At 49.4% G+C, this 18,778-nt stretch carries 18 protein-coding genes; 17 read left to right on the top strand and 1 reads right to left on the bottom strand.

The window, feature by feature from the left end; all coding sequences use genetic code 11:
* Positions 1-57: 57 nt before the first annotated feature.
* Entirely contained in the window at positions 58-1,617 is a 1,560-nt protein-coding gene (locus tag NYE33_RS30690) for a flavocytochrome c (RefSeq protein ID WP_042135081.1), read from the top strand.
* 138 nt (positions 1,618-1,755) lie between these two features.
* Here the strand turns inward: NYE33_RS30690 and NYE33_RS30685 are convergent, their stop codons facing one another.
* Entirely contained in the window at positions 1,756-2,994 is a 1,239-nt protein-coding gene (locus NYE33_RS30685) for an NAD(P)/FAD-dependent oxidoreductase (RefSeq protein ID WP_076242635.1), read from the bottom strand.
* A gap of 187 nt (positions 2,995-3,181) precedes the next feature.
* Here NYE33_RS30685 and NYE33_RS30680 point away from each other — a divergent pair, with 187 nt between their 5' ends.
* The 16 genes from NYE33_RS30680 (at position 3,182) to NYE33_RS30605 (ending at position 18,697) form a co-directional block, all read left to right on the top strand.
* Entirely contained in the window at positions 3,182-3,415 is a 234-nt protein-coding gene (locus tag NYE33_RS30680) for a hypothetical protein (RefSeq protein ID WP_039308384.1), read from the top strand.
* Positions 3,416-3,482: 67 nt separating this feature from the next.
* Entirely contained in the window at positions 3,483-3,878 is a 396-nt protein-coding gene (locus NYE33_RS30675) for a spore coat protein (RefSeq protein ID WP_042135086.1), read from the top strand.
* Positions 3,879-4,084: 206 nt separating this feature from the next.
* The gene (locus NYE33_RS30670) at positions 4,085-4,585 is read left to right on the top strand and encodes an Lrp/AsnC family transcriptional regulator (protein WP_039308379.1); all 501 of its coding nucleotides are present in this window, start codon (positions 4,085-4,087) and stop codon (positions 4,583-4,585) included.
* Positions 4,586-4,598: 13 nt separating this feature from the next.
* A complete protein-coding gene (locus NYE33_RS30665; RefSeq protein WP_042135087.1) occupies positions 4,599-5,789 on the top strand; it encodes an aminotransferase class I/II-fold pyridoxal phosphate-dependent enzyme in 1,191 nt (396 codons plus the stop codon).
* A gap of 254 nt (positions 5,790-6,043) precedes the next feature.
* Positions 6,044-6,238 carry an aspartyl-phosphate phosphatase Spo0E family protein gene (locus tag NYE33_RS30660; RefSeq protein WP_336102499.1) on the top strand — a complete coding sequence of 65 codons (195 nt, stop codon included), beginning with the start codon at positions 6,044-6,046 and terminating at the stop codon, positions 6,236-6,238.
* A 101-nt stretch (positions 6,239-6,339) separates the two neighbouring features.
* Positions 6,340-6,975 carry a hypothetical protein gene (locus tag NYE33_RS30655; protein WP_341069097.1) on the top strand — a complete coding sequence of 212 codons (636 nt, stop codon included), beginning with the start codon at positions 6,340-6,342 and terminating at the stop codon, positions 6,973-6,975.
* A gap of 285 nt (positions 6,976-7,260) precedes the next feature.
* On the top strand, positions 7,261-7,950 hold the full coding sequence (locus tag NYE33_RS30650; RefSeq protein ID WP_179093418.1) for a TetR/AcrR family transcriptional regulator: 690 nt from the start codon (positions 7,261-7,263) through the stop codon (positions 7,948-7,950).
* Between the two features lie 32 nt (positions 7,951-7,982).
* Positions 7,983-8,879: an alpha/beta fold hydrolase gene (locus tag NYE33_RS30645; protein WP_341069094.1), complete on the top strand. Its 897-nt coding sequence runs from the start codon at positions 7,983-7,985 to the stop codon at positions 8,877-8,879.
* Positions 8,876-9,823: a phosphotransferase enzyme family protein gene (locus tag NYE33_RS30640; RefSeq protein WP_042135094.1), complete on the top strand. Its 948-nt coding sequence runs from the start codon at positions 8,876-8,878 to the stop codon at positions 9,821-9,823. Before NYE33_RS30645 ends, NYE33_RS30640 begins: the two co-directional genes overlap by 4 nt.
* 141 nt (positions 9,824-9,964) lie before the next feature.
* Positions 9,965-10,729 carry a class I SAM-dependent methyltransferase gene (locus tag NYE33_RS30635; protein ID WP_341069092.1) on the top strand — a complete coding sequence of 255 codons (765 nt, stop codon included), beginning with the start codon at positions 9,965-9,967 and terminating at the stop codon, positions 10,727-10,729.
* A gap of 140 nt (positions 10,730-10,869) precedes the next feature.
* Positions 10,870-11,436 carry a cob(I)yrinic acid a,c-diamide adenosyltransferase gene (locus tag NYE33_RS30630; RefSeq protein WP_336102654.1) on the top strand — a complete coding sequence of 189 codons (567 nt, stop codon included), beginning with the start codon at positions 10,870-10,872 and terminating at the stop codon, positions 11,434-11,436.
* Positions 11,433-12,539, top strand: coding sequence for an RluA family pseudouridine synthase (locus NYE33_RS30625; protein ID WP_336102653.1), 1,107 nt, complete (start codon positions 11,433-11,435; stop codon positions 12,537-12,539). Before NYE33_RS30630 ends, NYE33_RS30625 begins: the two co-directional genes overlap by 4 nt.
* Positions 12,540-12,968: 429 nt before the next feature.
* The gene (locus NYE33_RS30620; RefSeq protein WP_042135100.1) at positions 12,969-13,334 is read left to right on the top strand and encodes an arsenate reductase family protein; all 366 of its coding nucleotides are present in this window, start codon (positions 12,969-12,971) and stop codon (positions 13,332-13,334) included.
* Positions 13,335-14,105: 771 nt separating this feature from the next.
* Positions 14,106-14,606: a chemotaxis protein CheW gene (locus tag NYE33_RS30615; RefSeq protein WP_341069086.1), complete on the top strand. Its 501-nt coding sequence runs from the start codon at positions 14,106-14,108 to the stop codon at positions 14,604-14,606.
* 144 nt (positions 14,607-14,750) lie between these two features.
* On the top strand, positions 14,751-17,972 hold the full coding sequence (locus tag NYE33_RS30610) for a response regulator (protein ID WP_341069083.1): 3,222 nt from the start codon (positions 14,751-14,753) through the stop codon (positions 17,970-17,972).
* Positions 17,969-18,697 carry a response regulator transcription factor gene (locus tag NYE33_RS30605; protein WP_042135104.1) on the top strand — a complete coding sequence of 243 codons (729 nt, stop codon included), beginning with the start codon at positions 17,969-17,971 and terminating at the stop codon, positions 18,695-18,697. The genes NYE33_RS30610 and NYE33_RS30605 overlap by 4 nt, the downstream gene beginning before the upstream one ends.
* The last annotated feature ends 81 nt before the right edge of the window (positions 18,698-18,778 follow it).

The following is an 18,778-nucleotide window of genomic DNA, read 5'->3' as shown; positions in this document are numbered from 1 at the left end:
TAGCCCTTTTGCGGATATGATAATTGTGAAAATATGCACAAGGGGGCAAGCGTTACTATGAAAAAGAGATATGCAGCGACTCTTATACTCGTTCTTTCCGTTATGCTGGTTATCGCAGGCTGCGGTAACAACAATGCTAACGGCAGTGTCAATGAGAGCAAGGGTAAGAACAGCGCAACCACAGAGCCAGCAGCAACCACTGCACCTAAAGAGACAGCCGAAGCCGTATCGGGAGCATCCGAAGCGAGCTATACACCGTACGATCAGTTAAAAGATAAATATGATATCATCATTGTCGGCGCAGGCGGCGCCGGAATGTCGGCGGCGCTGGAAGCCAAGGCTAACGGCATGAACCCGGTTATTCTCGAGAAAATGCCGGTTGCCGGCGGTAATACTACCAAATCCTCCTCGGGTATGAACGCTTCGCAGACGAAGTTCCAGAAGGAGCAGGGCATCGAGGATACCAATGATCTGTTCTATGAAGAGACACTGGCAGGCGGCCATGATACGAACAACAAGGAGCTGCTCCGCTTTTTCGTGGACAATTCCGCAAGTGCCATTGACTGGCTGGATTCGATCGGAATCCGTTTGAACAATATTACGATTACCGGCGGAATGAAAGAGAAGCGCACCCACCGTCCGGAAGACGGCTCAGCAGTCGGTCAATATCTGGTTGCCGGACTCGTAAGAAATGTACAAGAGCAAGGGATTCCCTTGTTCGTTAATGCGGACGTGAAGGAACTTACAGTGCAGGATGGCAAGGTGAACGGCGTCAAGGTGTTGTTCAACCAGGCCGATGAGAAAACAATTACCGGATCAGCAGTGATCGTAACAACCGGCGGCTTCGGCGCCAATATGGAGATGATTACCGAAGTCAGACCTGACCTCGAGGGTTATGTGACTACGAACCAGATCGGCAGCACCGGCGACGGCATCCGGATGATTGAACAGGCTGGCGGCACAACGGTAGATCTGGATCAGATTCAGGTTCACCCGACTGTACAACAGGAGAAATCCTACCTGATCGGTGAAGCGGTCCGGGGCGAAGGTGCAATTCTGGTGTCCAGCGAGGGCAAACGTTTCGGCAACGAAATGGATACCCGTGATAAAGTGACAGCTTCCATCAATACACTTCCGGAGAAATCAGCGTATCTGGTGTTTGATTCCGGCGTGAAATCCCGCGTCAAAGCGGTGGACCAGTACATCAAGATGGGTGTAGTCAAAACAGCGGATACCATCGAATTGCTGGCAGAACAAATGAACGTTCCGGCAGATCAGCTGAAGAAGACCGTAGATACCTGGAACAGCGCAGTGAAGAATAAGTCGGATGCGGAATTCGGCAGAACAACAGGCATGGATAATGATCTGTCCGGCGCACCGTATTACGCGATCCAAATCGGCCCGGGAATTCACTACACCATGGGCGGTGTGGTGATTAACACCAATACAGAGGTCTTGAACAAAGACGGCAAAGCGATCACAGGACTTTTTGCAGCAGGTGAGGTAGTCGGCGGATTACACGGCCAGAACCGGATCGGCGGGAATTCTGTAGCCGAGATTATTATCTTTGGACGGCAGGCAGGGATCAAATCTGCTGAGTTTGTAAAAGCACAATAAGCTATTATTCCATATTGTCAGCTTTATTATAAAAGGGATGCTCCGCAGCCATCAGGCTTGCGGAGCATCCCTTTCCAGCGTGTACTTGCTGCTGCTCCTGCCGTCTCCGGCAATTCAGGCTCCCGCAGGCTCAGCTGCTTACGCCTGAATTGCCGGAGACGGCGCAGGCTTCGCTGTACGGGTCAGCGAGAACAGCTCCAGCTCGGGGCGCACCTTGCCGGCAAGGGTATCTGCGAGCAGCTCGGCCGCGATCATGCTGTAGACGGTTCCGTTGCCCCCGTAGCCTTCAATGAAATAGCAGTGCGGGTACTCCGGATGCGGCCCAATATAAGGCAAGCCGTCACGGGTAGAGCCGAAGACCGCTCCCCAGGAGTATTCAGCCTCTATTCCCTGAAGCTCCGGGAACAGGGCCACAAGCTCCTCCAGCAGCCGCTGGCATTGGGAGAGCACACGGACATCGCGGCGCTCGGGACTGGTGAGCTGTTCATCCTTGCCGCCGGCAATGATCCGTCCGTCCGGTGTGGTCCGGAAGTACAGATAAGGCCGGGCCGTTTCCCAGAGCAGACTTTGCTCATGCCATTTGGGCAAGTCCGTAAGAGGCCTCGTCATGATGGCATATGTATTGATCAGCTCCGCGCCCCGGTCCTTTTTCATATCCTGCGTTTCATACCCCATGGCAAACACAACATTTTTCGCAAAAATCCGGCCATTCGCTGTATGGCAGACCACGCCGTCAGCACTATATTCGTAATTAAGGGCTTCGGTATGCTCGTAGACGCGGACTCCGCGGGAGTGGGCCTTGTCAATCAGGCTGTGCACAGTCCGCAGCGGATTGGTCTCGGCATCCCCTCGGGAGAAGAGCGCAGCCGGTTTGGAGAAGGAATAATGCGACCGTACTTTATCCTCATCCCAGAATTCAGAATCAAATCCATGCCGGATCAGGTTTTCATTTTCCAGCTTCAGGGCGGGTACATCTTCAGGGACGCTGGCATACAGCAGACTGCTGCGTTCTATGATCTGCGGATCAATATCCAGCTTGCCCGGCAGGTCGAGAATCGCGCGGACGCCCTGCTGGCACAGCTTATAGAACAGCACGCCGTTCTCTTCCCCGAAGGTATTCATGCAGGCGGTCAGCGACTTGTCGTTCGCGATCTGCAGCAGTCCCGTATTGGCGTGGGAGCTTCCGCTGCCCACTGCTCTTTTATCGATGAGAACGGTATCCGCTCCGCTGAGGGACATACGGTAGGACATCGTCGCCCCGCCCATGCCGCCGCCTACAATAAGACAGTCACAGGTAATATCTTCATTTAGTACCGGATACACCGGCGGTTGAAGCAGTGTATTCTCCCAGGGCAGCTGCCCGCTGATGAGTTTCATGGTATGGTCGCTCCTTTATATAATCCAGGTAAGGTATTGTTTGCAGTTTGGCAGCCGCTCATGCGCGGTATATAAGGTGTTAATCCGATTTTTGCAGAAGCAGCTTTGCGCTTTTTGGCACATAAAGTGTTCTGCTCTGCGGCATACTAAGGAACGCTTGAACATCCAGAAGGAGGGAATACTGAACATGCAATCTAACCAAATGCAGGCGCTTAGCGGAAAAGAACTGGAATATATCGCAGATTCCATTTCCAACGAAGATTTGCTGATTAAGCAGCTGGCCGCTACAGCCGGAACCACTCAAAACTCCACGGTGCAAGGAATCTGTGTACAGCAAATTCAAAGTCATACCCACCATATGGATATGCTTGTACAGCTGCTGCATCAGCATCAGCAATATGCACCAACCCAGCCGCAATAATTATTACTGGCCGCACACAAATTTGATGCCGGGAAGCATATCCCACAAACTTTAAGGAGGTTTTACTGTGTACGCACAAAACGGAACGCCATTCATGGCAGATGAGGATTTACTGAACACGGTTTTAGCTGATTTGAAGCGGACAGTCCGTGAATATACAACAGCAGCTACAGAATCGAATTGTCCTACAGTACGCCGGGTATTCAATGATTTGACGATGGATACGCTCAGACTTCAGGGAGAGCTGTATAACCAAATGTCACAAATGAACATGTATACTGCTCCGGGGAAAGCGCTGCGTCAGGATGTAGACAAGCAGATTCAGACTGCCCAGCAGACCCAGCAGAAATGCCAGCAGTTCGTGCGAGAGAAAACAGGCGGAGCCGGTGCCTACAATCAGGCCTCCAATGTTCCGCTGCATCAGGCCAATGTCCAGCACAATAACGGTTCTTACTATATGTAACCCTCACGCGGGGCGGATGAAGCATAGGACTGCCGTCCGCTGGTGTAGAGAAACACAAATAAAAAGATCCATTGTAACCCCGCCCAGGCGGGGTTATTTTGTTTGCAGAACTGTCATTTTCGTGTCATATTAATACTAAACTCTTTTCGCAGGCGCTCTGCCCTGATGCAGGGGTACCGGACTGGCGAACTATCCGGAGGGAAGGCATGAAGGAAATGAATGATTTGAAGAGGAAAGTGCTGGAACTGCTCAAGGAGGACGCGCGAAGCTCTACAGCTTTAATGGCAACCCTGCTTGGTGCGGAAGAAGAAGATGTCAAAACCGTAATTGCACAAATGGAACAGGATCATGTCATCGTGAAATATGCGACTGTGGTTAATTGGGATAAAGTGGACGATGAACGCGTGACTGCGCTGATCGAGGTTCAGATTACACCGGAACGCGGCCGGGGCTTTGAAGGCATTGCCGAGCGGATCTATCTGTATCCGCAGGTCAAATCGGTCTATCTGATGTCCGGCGCATACGATTTGCTGGTCGAAGTGGAAGGCCGCAATCTGCGGGAGGTCGCCAATTTCGTCTCCGAGAAGCTGTCGCCGATTGATGCAGTACTCTCTACCAAAACTAACTTTACGCTCAAAAAATACAAACAGGACGGTATCATCTTTGAAGAGCATGAAGAAGACAACCGTCTGATGATATCTCCGTGAAGGATGTAATGCCATGATTACGAAGTCGATGAATTCCTATTTGGCCCCGCTGGTCCAGCAGATACAGCCCTCGGGCATCCGCAAGTTTTTTGATCTGGCGGCAGGCAGCAAGGATATTATTTCACTGGGTGTCGGGGAACCGGATTTCAAGACTCCCTGGCATGTCAGGGAAGCCTGCGTCTACTCGCTGGAGCGCGGCTTCACCGGTTATACCTCCAATGCCGGCATGCCGGAGCTTCGAGAAGGCATTGCCGAATATCTGCAGACCCGCTTCGCGGTGCAATATGATCCTGCGAACCAGATTATCGCCACCGTCGGCGGCAGTGAAGCGATAGATCTGGCGCTCCGGGCCTTGATCTCACCGGGAGACGAGATTCTGATTCCCGAGCCTTGCTATATCTCTTATTCACCGATAACAGCAATCGGCGGCGGGATTCCGGTCGGTATTGAGACCTTCGGAGAGAATAACTTCAAGCTTACGGCGGCTGATCTGGAAGCCAAGATCACCCCGCGCTCCAAGATTCTTATTCTCTGCTATCCGAGCAATCCGACGGGTGCGATTATGAGCCGTGAGGATTGGGAACCGATTGCCAAAGTGGTAGAGAAACATGATCTCATAGTAATTTCCGATGAAATTTATGCTGAATTGACCTATGGAAGCAATCATGTAAGCTTTGCCTCCCTTCCGGGCATGATTGACCGGACCATTCTGGTCAGCGGCTTCTCCAAAGCCTTCGCCATGACCGGCTGGCGGATGGGATATGCCTGCGGTCACCCGGACCTGATCTCCGCGATGCTGAAGATTCACCAGTACACAGTCATGTGCGCGCCTTCGATGGGCCAGGTGGCTGCTCTGGAGGCATTGACCAATGGAATGGAAGAGAAGGACCGGATGGCGGATTCCTATAATCAGCGGCGCCGGCTGATCGTCAAAGGGCTGCGCGATGCCGGGCTGGACTGTCATGAGCCGCAAGGCGCGTTCTATGCTTTTCCGAGTATTCAGCGCACCGGGCTGACCTCCGATCAATTCGCCCAGCGCCTGCTTCTGGAATATAAGGTAGCTGCGGTTCCGGGCAGTGTATTCGGTCTGGGCGGTGAAGGATACCTCCGCTGCTCTTATGCAACCTCGGTATCCCAGCTGAACGAAGCAGTTGAACGGATTGGGGCATTTGTCTCACAGCTGGCCCGCGAGCGGGCAGAGTAATGCAAACAGAATGAAGTAAATTGAACTATAGCCGATCACTCTTCTATATGGTATTATTTTACTCTAAGGACAAGAAACACCTGTAATACACTTACATGGAGGTCTTATTCTAGAATAGGGCGCAGAGTCCGGATAGGAAGAATTCAGTATCAGGTATCCGGATATCACGCAATAATACATTAGGAGGGATGATTGTGCTGAGCGCAGATTATTACTTACCTTCCTATGGCGGGGAATGTAGTTCCGGAAGCGGGATACATCCTCCCAGGGGTGATGCAAATGCACGCAGGCTCTCGCTGGAAAATGAAATACAGGTCCTCCGCAGCAGAATGGAACAGCTCTTTATACAGGAGAAATCCTTTACCTCGGATAATGTAATTGCCATCAGCAGCTTGCTGGACCTGAAGATTAATGAGTATATGAGAGGCCGCCACCGTAAGAACGATTAACCGGCTGATTTATATTGAAACGGACATATCCCATTGCGGGAGGTGTCCGTTTTTTATTGCGCCTCACAGTCGCACCGTGTAGGTGATTATGATTTTCGTAATTGGAAGCTATCCATCCGAAGGACAGAACTATTCTTGTATCAGGAATCCCTTTGAATCCGCCGAAAGTGGGCGGGATGGGGAAAATAAAAGGGATAAATCCCTCTGAATCCGCCGAAAGTGGGCGGGATGGGGAAATTAAAGGGAAAAATCCCTCTGGTTCCGCCGAATGCGGGCGGGATGCTGAAAATAAAGGGATAAATCCCTCTGAATCCGCCGAAAGTGGGCGGGATGCTGAAAATAAAGGGAAAAATCCCTCTGAATCCGCCGAAAGTGGGCGGGATGGGGAAAATAAAGGGATAAATCCCTTTGAATCCGCCGAAAGTGGGCGGGATGGGGAAAATAAAGGGATAAATCCCTTTGGATCCGCCGAAAGTGGGCGGGATGGGGAAAATAAAGGGATAAATCCCTTTGGATCCGCCGAAAGTGGGCGGGATGCGGGAAAGAGGAGCAAAAGTGCCCCTGAATCCGCCGAAAGCGGGCGGCAGGAGGAAATGAGGGGTAGAAGTGCCCCTGAATCCGCCGAAAGTGGGCGGGATGCGGGAAAGAGGAGCAAAAGTGCCCCTGAATCCGCCGAAAGCGGACGGCATGCGGGAAAGAGGAGCACTTCACAGTTTGCACGCAAAAGGAGGAAATGAGAAGCTCTGGCGTGTGATTTCGCCGAAGACTGCCCAGTAAATAGTCTGAGTGAAGCATCGCGATGTGGCCTTAATATCTACATAAGCTGCACTGGCTACATTGGCCGCATAAGCTTCAGATTGATTCACCAGTTAGGGTGAGTTTGTACTGAATATATGAATGAACTTATTTGCTGGATGCTATAACTTTTCTGCGGCAAAGCAGGTCTACTCTTTTAATTTACATAAATATCCTTTCACAGTATAATGAATGAACAGTCATTCATTATAAGGGAGATGGGAATCGTGAGTGATAACAGCAAGAGTGATAACAGCAAGAGTGATAACAGCAAGAGTGGTAACAGCAAGAGCGACAACGGCAAATTGCTGGAACGTAAATTCATTGAGGGTTTTGAGCTATTGGCTCCGGACAAGGCGATCCGGCAGATCATTTATCATGCTGTCGAGGTCTTCTCCAGGAAAGGCTATGCCGGGACCAAAATCAAGGATATCGCCGCCAGTGCAGGCTTCAGCCAGGGGTATGTCTATATGTATTTCAAATCCAAAGACGATATCTTCACCAGAATTGTTGAGCTGGCTTCGGACGGAGCAGGAATGTCGGTGCAATATGCAGCAGAGCTGGACGGAACCCCGCTGGAGCGGATTACCTGGCTGACCGAGGCATTCCTGTCGCAAGGCAGTATTGCCTTGCAGCACTTCCGGCTCATTCTTCTGCAGACGGCAACCTCGGAAGCTATTCCGGAGGCGGCTAAGCTTGTTGCGAAGGAGAAGATTATGAAGCCATTCGAGCATCTCGTTCCCTTGATCATCGCCGGGCAGGAGGCAGGGGAGATTATCCAGGGTGATCCGGTGGAAATCGCCGTCGCCTATTTCTCCTTCATCCAGGGGCTTGGTATAGCGAGGATACAGACCACAGCTGCCGCTCCTTTTCCCTCAACCGAACTGGTTCTGCGCTTCATGAAAAGAGATCATTAGCCCATCCCATATCCGAAAAGGTGGAATTAGCCATGGTCAAGGTATTTAAAAGTGATGCCGGCAAGGAACAGGTTCTCCGTTCCTATGATGAGCTGCTCGGGGACTGGGGGACGGAGGTTCGGGAGCTGGATATCGAGACTCCTTACGGGACAACACATTGTATAACGGCGGGAGAGGCCGGTTTGCCGCCCCTGCTCCTGTTCCATGGGGTAGGCGATAATTCGGCGGTGATGTGGCTGCTGAATATACGGGAGCTGTCCCGGCATTTCTGCTGCATTGCGGTGGATACGCTGGGAGGGCCTGGGAAGAGCCTGCCGGGTGCCAGGTTCAATAATCAGAATTTTAATCAGGTAGATTGGATTAACAGCGTAGCTGATGGATTGAAACTGGAACAATTCTATGTGGCAGGTGTATCGAATGGAGCGTACATGGCCTTCAATTATGTGATTAACGAGCCTGGACGAGTTCTTAGGGCAGTCTGTATGGAAGGCGGGATGGTCACGGCTCCGTTAAAAAGCATGATCCAGACGCTGCTGATGATGTTCCCGGAAATCATGGTACCTACGCGCAAAAATCTGCTTAAGGTATTTAATAAGCTCAGTTCGCCGGAATCACGACTTGTAGAAAAACATCCTAAACTGGCCGAGCATGTGGTGCTGCTCATGAAGAATCATAACCAACAGGCGATGTTTATCCAGAGAACTGAGCTCTATGACAAGGCCCGCGCGGCTATAGTCAGGGATAAGCTGTATTTTCTGATCGGGGATTACAAGCTGCAGCATAAGAAGGATTTTATTGGCATACTTCAGGACGGGGATTTCCGCTATAAGGTGATCGGGGGCTCAGGCCATGGCATCAATATGGAACAGCCGGAGCGGGTCAACCGGGAGCTGATACAGTTTTTGCAGGGACAGGGGGGAGTGCGATGATTCCAGAGAGTATCCGGCAGCAGGTGTTCACAGAGCTCGGCTGTCCTCCTGAAGCGGTCAAGCATCTTGGAGGGTATAATGACAATGTATTTGAGCTTGAACGGGCAGGAGCCGAGAATATCGTCGTCAAAATACTGGATCACAGCGTGGTCCCCAAGGAACACATTTTGCCGGAAATGGAATGGCTGAACTACCTGCAGGAGAGTGAAGTGAGTGCGATCCGCCCGCTGTGCCTGGAGTCCGGGAAGTATATTTACCCGGTGTCAGAGCCTTTTTATTATATTCTGTTCCATAAGGTTAAAGGTACACATGTGAATCGGGAAGATAAGACGGTTTGGAATCCGCTGTTATTCGAGCACTGGGGAGAGGCGATGGGAAGGCTGCATTCCTGTGCCCGGAGCTACCAGGCAGTCCATCCGCATCCACATGGGCAGGAGAATATAATTCTGCTGGCGGAGAGGATAGAAACAGACGCTCTTTTGTTGCAAAAGTGGAAGGTATACCAGGAAGAATTCAGCCGCCTTGGCACCTCCGGGAATGAATTCGGCCTGATTCATGGCGACCTTCATCCGCATAACTTCCTGGTGCATGACGGCTCGCTGACAGTGATAGATTTCGGGGATGCGGAATATCACTGGTTTGCGTATGATATTGCCATTGCCGTCTATCATATGGCCCAGACTGTGCCGGAAGATGCGGGCAAGAAGGACGCTGTGCTGGCATTTTATCACGCTTTTATGGAAGGCTACCGCAGGGGTAACACAGATACCGGGTTCATGGCTCAGATCGGCTACTTTATAGATTACCGGCATCTTTATTCGTATACCTATCATATGGTGCACACAGATCCGGGCGCGCTTACGGACGGCCAGAAGGCATATCTTGCCCGAATGAGGCGGACGATCGAAGCCGGGGAACCTTGCCTGGGGTTCAGGCTGCTGTAATGCTTGTACGTCCCGGGGCGGAGGAGGAGGTGGACCCGGGGCCCGATGGAGGACTCCTGCGGCAGGGATATAATGAATACTCACGATGATTCTAAAGGTACGGGCTCTTCTGCAGCGTACCGGAAAAAGAGGATGATATTCATGTTACAAGCCGATATACTGCGGGACCCCTATACGTATGATGAGCTGAAGCTCGAAGGAACGGGAGCCGTTAATCCGGAGAGCGGGCGTAAGTACCCGTTGAAGCAGGGCTTTCTCGCCTTTTTGGGAGAAGCGGATGCCGAGGGCAGCAACAAAAAGTACCTTGAGCTGTACAACCGGATAGCCCGTTTCTACCGGCTGTCCAACAAAGCCTATTTCGCCCTGAAATTCGGCGGGGAACGCAGCTACAGAGGACAGTTTCTGTCTTCGCTTGAACTGCGGGAAGGTGACCGTGTGCTGGAGACCTCGGTGGGCAGCGGCGATAATTTCCCCTATCTGGGTGTACAGGCAGAGCTGTACGGACTGGATATCTCCAGCGGAATGCTGAAGCAGGCGGTGCGCAATCTGCGGCGCTGGAAGCTTCAGGGACATCTGTTCAAGGGACAGGCGGAGAAGCTGCCTTTTAAGGACAACGTCTTCGATTGTGTCTATCATGTCGGCGGTATCAATTATTTCAGTGATCCGGGAGCTGCGGTACTGGAGATGATCCGGGTGGCGAAGCCGGGCACCAGACTGATGATTGCCGATGAGACAGAGAAGCTGGTAAAGGGAACGTACGGGAAGGTGCCGGTGGTTAAGGGGTATTTTCAGCAGGGGGAGGAGTTGCCAGGGGTGCTTGGACTCATTCCGCAGGATATGCTGGAGATCGAGTATAAGGAAGTATGCAAAGGCCTGATGTACTGTATTACTTTCCGGAAGCCGTAGGCGGGGTGGGGATCGGGTGCATTCCATATTAGCTCATTAGGGAGTTATTTACATGTCAGAAATGCTGATCTTTGTTTGCCTACATACATAAGAACGATTACACTATTACTATGTGATTTGCAACTTAGGAGGGAAATACTATGGCGATCTATACGCGTACGGGGGATAAAGGGGAAACCTCAGTCATCGGCGGCCGTGTGGGCAAGGACGATGTCCGCGTCGAGGCTTATGGCACCATAGACGAGCTGAACTGTTTTGTCGGCCAGGCACGGAGTCTGATGGAGGATGAACGGTTCGCGGATGTTAGGGAGCAGCTGCTGGAGATTCAGCATGAGCTGTTTGACTGCGGTTCGGACCTGGCGTTCGTGAAGCTGAGCGAGAACAAATATAAGGTGAAAAGCGAGATGGCCGCGCGTCTGGAAGGCTGGATCGATGTGCTGCAGGCGGAGAATCCGGTACTGGAGCGCTTCATTCTGCCCGGCGGAAGCCAGCTGTCCTCGGTTCTGCATGTCTGCCGGACGGTCTGCCGCCGTGCGGAGCGCCGGGCTGTGACCCTTGGACGCAGTGCGGATATTAACCCGGAGGCTGTTGTCTATCTGAACAGACTCTCTGATTATTTCTTCGCGCTGGCCCGTGCCGCCAATACACGGCTGGAGGTTGCTGAGGTGGAATATTTACGCAGCAAAAAGGTGTTCCGGAACAAATGACCAGCTACTATCCGCCGATTACCTATATTGTGCCGCCGGATGAAGACGGCTGGCTGCTCAAAACCATACTGCAGAAGCGGATGGATGTCTCCCGTAAGCTGTTGTCCCGTCTGAAGATGACAGACCTCGGGATTACGCTGAACGGAGAGCGTGTCTATATCAGCGTCAAGGTAAGCAGCGGTGACCGTGTAGAGATCCGGATGGAGGAAGAAACGTCAGAGGATATCCTGCCGCAGCCGATTCCTTTTGAGATTCTATATGAAGACGGCCATCTGCTAGTCGTGAACAAAGCCGCGGGGATCATTGTCCATCCGACCCATGGCCATTACACGGAGACGCTCGCGAACGGAGTGGTGCATTACTGGGCGGAGAAGGGGGAGCGGGTCCGCTTCCGCCCTGTCCACCGGCTGGACCAGGAGACCTCCGGTGTACTGGTCATTGCCAAGAACCCGTACAGCCATCAGCATATCTCCGAGCAGATGATCGCCGGGACGGTGGACAAGCGGTATGCTGCTTTTGTGCACGGGGTTCCCGCTCTGCAGAGCGGCGACATCGCCGGTCCGATCGACCGCGACCCGCTGGAGCCGCACCGGCGGATTGTGACGCCGGATGGTTATCCTTCCTTGACCCGGTACGAGGTCAAGGAGGTCTATCCGCGCGCGGCTTCGCGCGTGGAGCTGAAGCTGGAGAGCGGGCGCACCCATCAAATCCGGGTGCATATGAGCTCGATCGGCTGCCCGCTGATCGGTGACGGCATGTACCGTCACCCTTTGTATGCCCGCGGGCAGGCGGCAGGCGGGCTCGTTCCGCCGGGCAGCGGAGAGCGGGAGGCCGGGCTGGTGCTGCCCGGCGGCGAGTCGCAAGAAGCCAGGCTGACGCTGCCGGGCGGAGAGAGGCAGGAGGCGGAGCTGTCGCCCGTGGAAGCGGCGCAGCTGGCAGAGATCGCGGAGCTGGACGCGTCCATTCCGCGCCAGGCGCTGCATGCGGTGCGCCTGTCCTTCCGGCATCCGGTCACGCATGCCGATCTGGTCTTCGAGGCTCCGCTGCCGCCGGATATGGCGCAGCTGCAGGCGAAGCTGCGTGAGACTGGTGCAGGGCAATAACTGTCTCAGCAGCCTGGCCGTGATATAAGGGGATGCTGAAGATTTCGCTGGCGGGTACAGCCAGGCGCCAGCGTGAGATTATGAAATAAGTGCGAGGCTGCACTTATTCTTAGCTGTTTCTCCACTCTAAATCCAACAAGTGGAAAAAGTACAACTAATCTAAGAGGTTTGGCCGAAAAGTATCGAATGCGCTCAAATTAAGTGTTGAAAATCCAACTAATTCCTATTAAGCTGCTAATTCACGCTAAATAAATGTACAATTTCCATCTATTTAGATTAAAATGGGAAAATTCCACTGTGGGGATTAGCCGTGGCTGCAGAGAATGTTTGACTTCCGGCCATCCGGCCCGTGAACGCGGCTGCGCCGGCAGCCCTAATAATCAGCGTACTGCAACATTGCCGCTGCGCTTATAATAAAAGGAGAACCATATGAGTCAATTGAAGGTGTATCAATATCCGAAATGCAGCACCTGCCGCGCCGCAGTGAAATGGCTGAAGGAGCAGGGGCATGAGCTGGACTTGCAGCATATTGCCGAGCAGCCGCCCACAGTGGAGGAGCTGCGCGTCCTGCTGAAGAACAGCGGACTGCCGCTGAAGAAGTTTTTTAATACGAGCGGTGAGGTCTACAAGGAACTTAATCTGAAGGACAAGCTGGCCGGTCTCAGTGAAGATAAGCAGCTTGAGCTGCTCGCCAGCCACGGGATGCTGATCAAGCGTCCGGTTGTCACTGACGGCAAGAAGGTTACAGTCGGCTACAAAGATGAGCAGTACGCTGAAGCCTGGAGCAACACCTAAAATTCGGTGCGATCCAGACGATTAATGCAGCGTTCCATAAGATTTCCTTTTTTATTTCTTGTTTAAGCATTGCAGCAATACTGGATCCCATATCATGTTTATGTTTGGCTGCCCTTTCTTGTCCCCTTGCTTCGTATGATCACCGGAGCATCAAAAAGCAGCAAGGGGAAGATAACGGCATACGTACGGAACCTCCAGAATATCCCTTAGAACCAGTCCTAATTCCATTCGGAAAGTTGCAGGATTGCTATTGTAATAGTCTCCAGTCCCCCTGTTCGAAGCCATATACATTTTTGAAATTCTTTCCACACTTTGCCGCGCTTATATTGGATATCTTCCTCCAGCCCAAAGAAATCCCATTCCTTGTTTATGGATTCAGATCCATGCCCTCAAAGACTTATATATAAATTTTGATGCAAATTGTTTGTCTGCATATGAGCAATCCTGAATTTATTGCAAGGGTAATATGTATTTTGTATTAATTTATCAAACAGAAATTAAATAGCATATAAACATGTTATATAACAATTTGGATTTATAGTTAAAACAATATAGATTGTACTTGAGATTTTAGAGTGAAGAATCAGTCGCCACTGCGGTGAATATTTGGACTTCCGGCCGCTGTTGTCTGCAGATTTCATGATTATACTGCTGTTCGCGGTGGAAATCCGCAGACTAAGGCGATTGCTATCGCTCCTTCAGTTCCAAAATCCCCCTTCGTCACTCCTTCCTCCTCCTCAAGTTTCCAAGTTCAATCTATACATAGTGTCAATGATATTGAATGAATGGGGCGAGGAAATGACAGTACGGCGATTATTACCAGTAACGGATACAGAAGAAGTCGGAATTGTTGAGTTTCTGCTAGGCAATGATCTGTATTGTACGTATGTGCAGCAAGTAAGGGAGGTTATTAATACTATTCCGGTTACTCCAGTTCCATTAGCACATCCTTACATGGAGGGGCTGATTCAGTTTCGTGGAGAAGCCATTGCAGTCATAGACCTGGCTAAATGTTTCGGGTATCCTTCTGCAAGGAGAACTGGACAGATACAGGGCAAATATATTATTGCTGAGATGAAGAATAATAAGGCTGCCGCGTTTCATGTCCATGAGGCATTGAGAATCAATCAGTTTAATCCGGCGAAGATGAATCAGACTCTTGAGGCCTTACAAGTGCAGCGCGGGTTTAGTCAGAGGATTGTGCAAGTCGAGGGGAAGCTGCTTGTTCTTCTGGACTTTGAAAAAGTGATAGAGACTATATCTGCTGACTAAGTGTTTGTAAAATATCAAACAAATGTTGAAATGTGTGGCATTTTGTCGAACGGTGTATATTGTTCGACATTTTTTGTATATAATCATGTTGATCTTAAAATTGCCAAATACAAACCAATAATGTATTTATAAGGTGGTAGTGAGTTGATTCGTGATTTGATTCTCAGTTTTTGCCTGTTGACGATTTTTACGTTTTTTTTCGAGCACTTTATGATGAGGGTAAACATTAATCTGGGGGTTTTAACAGGCTACACTTGGAAAGTGGGGATATACCAGGGCCTTGTGGGCGTCATTCTAATATATTCTGTTAGTCATCCCTTTAATAATTGCCTGATTGCGGACCTGAGTACCATCCCCATACTCATTGCTGCTTCCATTGGCGGCCCATTCGCATCAGCATTGGCGGCTTTGTTAATTATCCTTCCCCGTCTTATTTATGAGCCATCCATAAAGATGATGATAGTGGGGATTATTGATGTGTCCATCATTTTTATTGTTTGCAATATAACCATCCGCTATATTCACTCCTTCTGGAAGCAGTGGATCATCTTAGTCACCGTGACCAATCTTCTGTTGATATTATTTTATAATTATATTGACAACTCACATTCTTTATCCGCCAGTCTGCAATTTTTGGCCGTGTATGAGGCATCCGGGTTATTTATCGCGGCAAAGTTATTCTATATGTGCAATGCCCAGAGGCTGAAGCAACGGTTCGATGAGATGCAAAGCGATCTGTTAGAGATTCTTCATCTGCAACCTGGATTTATCTATAAATTGACCAGAGAAAATGAAGAATTCAAATATAAAATTGCCGGAGGTGCCTTGTGTGTTGAACTGGGGATTTCCTCCAGTGAACTCGTCGGCAAGACACTTGATAGACTGGATTTATTCCCTGAGGATCTAAGTATTTTTATGAAGATTCAAAAGGAAAAGGCCTGGGCCGGAGAACCGCAGACATTTGAAATATTATTTAAGGAGCATACGCTGCTTATCAATCTGAATCCAGTTTTCTATGACAACATCGTTGGCGCTATCATCGGCTCTGTTATAGATATTTCCCAGCGCATGGAATCAGAGAAGAAGCTTAAAGAGAGTGAGGAGTTATACCGTTCGCTTGTGGAGAGCACCCAGGATTTCATAGTGTGGTTTGATGTGCAGGGACGAATTACATCTGTAAATAATAAAGTGGCCGAGACGCTTCGAATATCGCCTGAGAGCCTGATTGGGACAATGATAACAGAACAGATGCCAGCGGGTGAGCATGTTGAGCAATGGCTCTATTACTTCAGACAGGTCATCTCAAATGGAACGATGGAGAGATTTGAATACAGCTTTAGATCAGCCAGGAGAGAACATCAATATGATGTCACTTTGTCTCCGTTCTTTAACATGAAAGAGGAAGTAATAGGGGTTATAACCACTGGGCATGATATTACCCATGTGAAGAAAAGCAGGGCGGCTGACGAAGCTAATAAGGCAAAAAGCGAGTTTCTTGCCCGCATGAGCCATGAAATACGTACCCCGCTTAGCGGAATCATAGGTCTCACGGAGCTTTTGACTAGACAGGAAATGTCTCCGGTGCAAAAAGATTATTTGAACAAAATTCTCTCCTCGTCCCATACCTTGCTTGGTATTATTAATGATGTTCTTGATCTCTCGAAGATTGAGGCCGGTAAAATTGAACTGCAAAAGGTTAATTTTAATCTGCATCAGCTGATGCAGGAATTATCGGATATTCTTGCCGTGCTTCTCGGATCGAAACAGCTAAAGTTCATTATTGATACATCGGCGGATATTCCGGAGATGCTCTATGGTGATTCTCTGCGCGTTGAACAAATTCTTATCAATATGATAAACAATGCCATTAAATTTACGGATAGGGGGCATATATACGTCAAGGTTGAACCCGTAAGATATGAAGAAGATATTATTCATTTGGAATTCTCGGTAGAAGATACGGGCATCGGGCTTACGAGCGATCAGATCGATCATCTGTTTGAACCCTTCATGCAGGTCAGACATTATTCCAGACAGATGGGTGGAGGAACCGGCCTGGGACTTCCGATCTGCAAATACTTTGTTGAACTGATGGGAGGAGATATTGAAATCAGCAGCGAGCCGGGACAGGGCAGTAAGTTTTCCTTTACCATTCCCTTTGAATATGCACGACCGGATGAATTGCTTCAGCTGGAGGAGCGGATGGAATTTTCACAAACCAAAGTTCTTGTCATTGAGAACAATGCTGCGGTTAGAAACGGGTTATGCTCTATGCTGGAATCAATGAACTTTGATGTTGCGGCATGTGAACAATCGGATCTTGTTTATTCTCATCTGCCTGTTGAAGTGATTGTGGTTGATTTAAGTATGAATGAGCGGGAAGGGTTGAACGACTGGCTGCAGCTTCAGAAAATACATCATACACATCCCGTTCGCTATGTTGCAATTTCAACGGCAGAGGTACGTGATGGGATTTCGAAATTGCCTGCGAGTCTGCAGCCGGATGCTCTAATTCTAATGCCCGTTAGCCGTAACGGCCTGTACCAGGCCATGTACACCTTGTTCAAGAATGAACCGGATTCACCGCATGAGATTAAGGGTAGCGGGAAGCTTTCCTTACCCGGGATTCAGCGGAAAATTCTGTTAGCAGAAGATAACGAAATTAATCAGCTTGTTGTCACAGAGCTTCTGACTTCATACGGCTTTGAGGTAACCGCAGCAAATGATGGTAAGGAGGCTCTGGCTTTACTGGAACATGGGGGATGGGACTTGCTTTTACTGGACATTCATATGCCTGAACTTAGTGGAATTGAGGTGACGAAGAAGATACGGCAGAACCGCGAGTATGACCACCTGCCCGTCATAGCCCTGACCGCAAATACTGTAAAGGAAGAGCATGAAATGTATTACCGCATTGGGATGAACGGTGTATTGACCAAGCCGCTTCAGGTCGATGCACTAATTGCGTTACTGAACAGACGTGTCAAAGGAATAGATTATCAATTGCTTTTGCAAAGAGTTAGCGGAAAAGAATATATTGTACGTTATATGTTCACTGTGTTTATTCGTGACTATAAGCTTTTTGTTGAACAACTGCGGGATGCCCTGAACAATGACGATTTAACTGGATATCATCGGATGCTTCATACCTTTAAGGGTGTGGCAGGGAATCTGTGTGCCGACCGGCTGCTGACAGCTGCAATGAGGCTTGAATTAGAACTAGAGCAGGATGCTGATCTCCAGAATGGATTGGACAATTTGGAGGATGAGCTTCTGGGGATCATCTCTTCTATACAGCACTATTTAGATAATGCATATCCTGGTGACAGCAAGGATGTACTTGATCATGAGAGGGTTTTATTATGAAAGTAATACTTATTGAGGATGACATGATTATCGGTGACATGATAAAGATGTATCTTGCAGAAGAAGGCAATATTGTTTACAGAGTAGATACAGGAACCGGAGGACTTGCTCTTATTGAGGAAAAGCAACCCGATCTTGTGATCATTGATTTAGTGCTGCCTGACTTAAACGGCATTGAGGTTTGCAGAGAGATTCGTAAAGAATCTGTGGTGCCCATCGTAATTATTTCTATGAATACCGAAGTCATGAGCCGTGTCGAAGCCTTAAACGCCGGGGCGGATGATTATTTATGCAAGCCCTTCAGCATGAAGGAGCTGTTAGCCAGAATGAATGCCATTTTACGGAGAGCGTATCAGAGATCAAATTATAAAGAGGCTGATGGAAGTCATTCAATTTCCAGACCGGAAGATAAAAGCATTGTTATTGAACATGAATACCGGTCTATTAAAGTTCAAGGGAAAATAGTAGAGACAACCTTTACCGAATTTGAAATTATGAAACTCCTTTATAACCATCCGGAGCGGGTGTTCTCGCGGGAGGAACTGATCATTTATCTGCGTGGAATCCATACATTAGTGAATGAACGCTCAATTGATGTGCATGTTATGAAGCTCAGAAATAAAATTGAACTAGATCCAAAAAATCCGAAATATATTAAAACAGTTTGGGGAATAGGCTATAAATTTTCGCTGAATAAATTCAATGAATATGAAGAAAAGACATAGATTCCTAATACTTTTACAAGAAATGTTTTAATACCTCTGCACTATCATGAAAGGGAGATGTAAGTGATAGGAAGGGGATAG

This window comes from Paenibacillus sp. FSL R10-2199 (genome assembly GCF_038000235.1).
Taxonomy (GTDB): Bacteria; Bacillota; Bacilli; order Paenibacillales; family Paenibacillaceae; genus Paenibacillus_AQ; species Paenibacillus_AQ phytohabitans.
The sequence above is the reverse complement of the archived record's forward strand: the minus strand, read 5'-3'. Positions and strand labels throughout refer to the sequence as shown.

Coding starts and splice junctions, on each gene's coding strand:
- NYE33_RS30690 (WP_042135081.1), top strand. CDS start 58: ATGAAAAAGAGATATGCAGCGACTCTTATACTCGTTCTTTCCGTTATG.
- NYE33_RS30685 (WP_076242635.1), bottom strand. CDS start 2,994: ATGAAACTCATCAGCGGGCAGCTGCCCTGGGAGAATACACTGCTTCAA.
- NYE33_RS30680 (WP_039308384.1), top strand. CDS start 3,182: ATGCAATCTAACCAAATGCAGGCGCTTAGCGGAAAAGAACTGGAATAT.
- NYE33_RS30670 (WP_039308379.1), top strand. CDS start 4,085: ATGAAGGAAATGAATGATTTGAAGAGGAAAGTGCTGGAACTGCTCAAG.
- NYE33_RS30665 (WP_042135087.1), top strand. CDS start 4,599: ATGATTACGAAGTCGATGAATTCCTATTTGGCCCCGCTGGTCCAGCAG.
- NYE33_RS30645 (WP_341069094.1), top strand. CDS start 7,983: ATGGTCAAGGTATTTAAAAGTGATGCCGGCAAGGAACAGGTTCTCCGT.
- NYE33_RS30640 (WP_042135094.1), top strand. CDS start 8,876: ATGATTCCAGAGAGTATCCGGCAGCAGGTGTTCACAGAGCTCGGCTGT.
- NYE33_RS30635 (WP_341069092.1), top strand. CDS start 9,965: ATGTTACAAGCCGATATACTGCGGGACCCCTATACGTATGATGAGCTG.
- NYE33_RS30630 (WP_336102654.1), top strand. CDS start 10,870: ATGGCGATCTATACGCGTACGGGGGATAAAGGGGAAACCTCAGTCATC.
- NYE33_RS30625 (WP_336102653.1), top strand. CDS start 11,433: ATGACCAGCTACTATCCGCCGATTACCTATATTGTGCCGCCGGATGAA.
- NYE33_RS30620 (WP_042135100.1), top strand. CDS start 12,969: ATGAGTCAATTGAAGGTGTATCAATATCCGAAATGCAGCACCTGCCGC.
- NYE33_RS30615 (WP_341069086.1), top strand. CDS start 14,106: ATGATATTGAATGAATGGGGCGAGGAAATGACAGTACGGCGATTATTA.
- NYE33_RS30605 (WP_042135104.1), top strand. CDS start 17,969: ATGAAAGTAATACTTATTGAGGATGACATGATTATCGGTGACATGATA.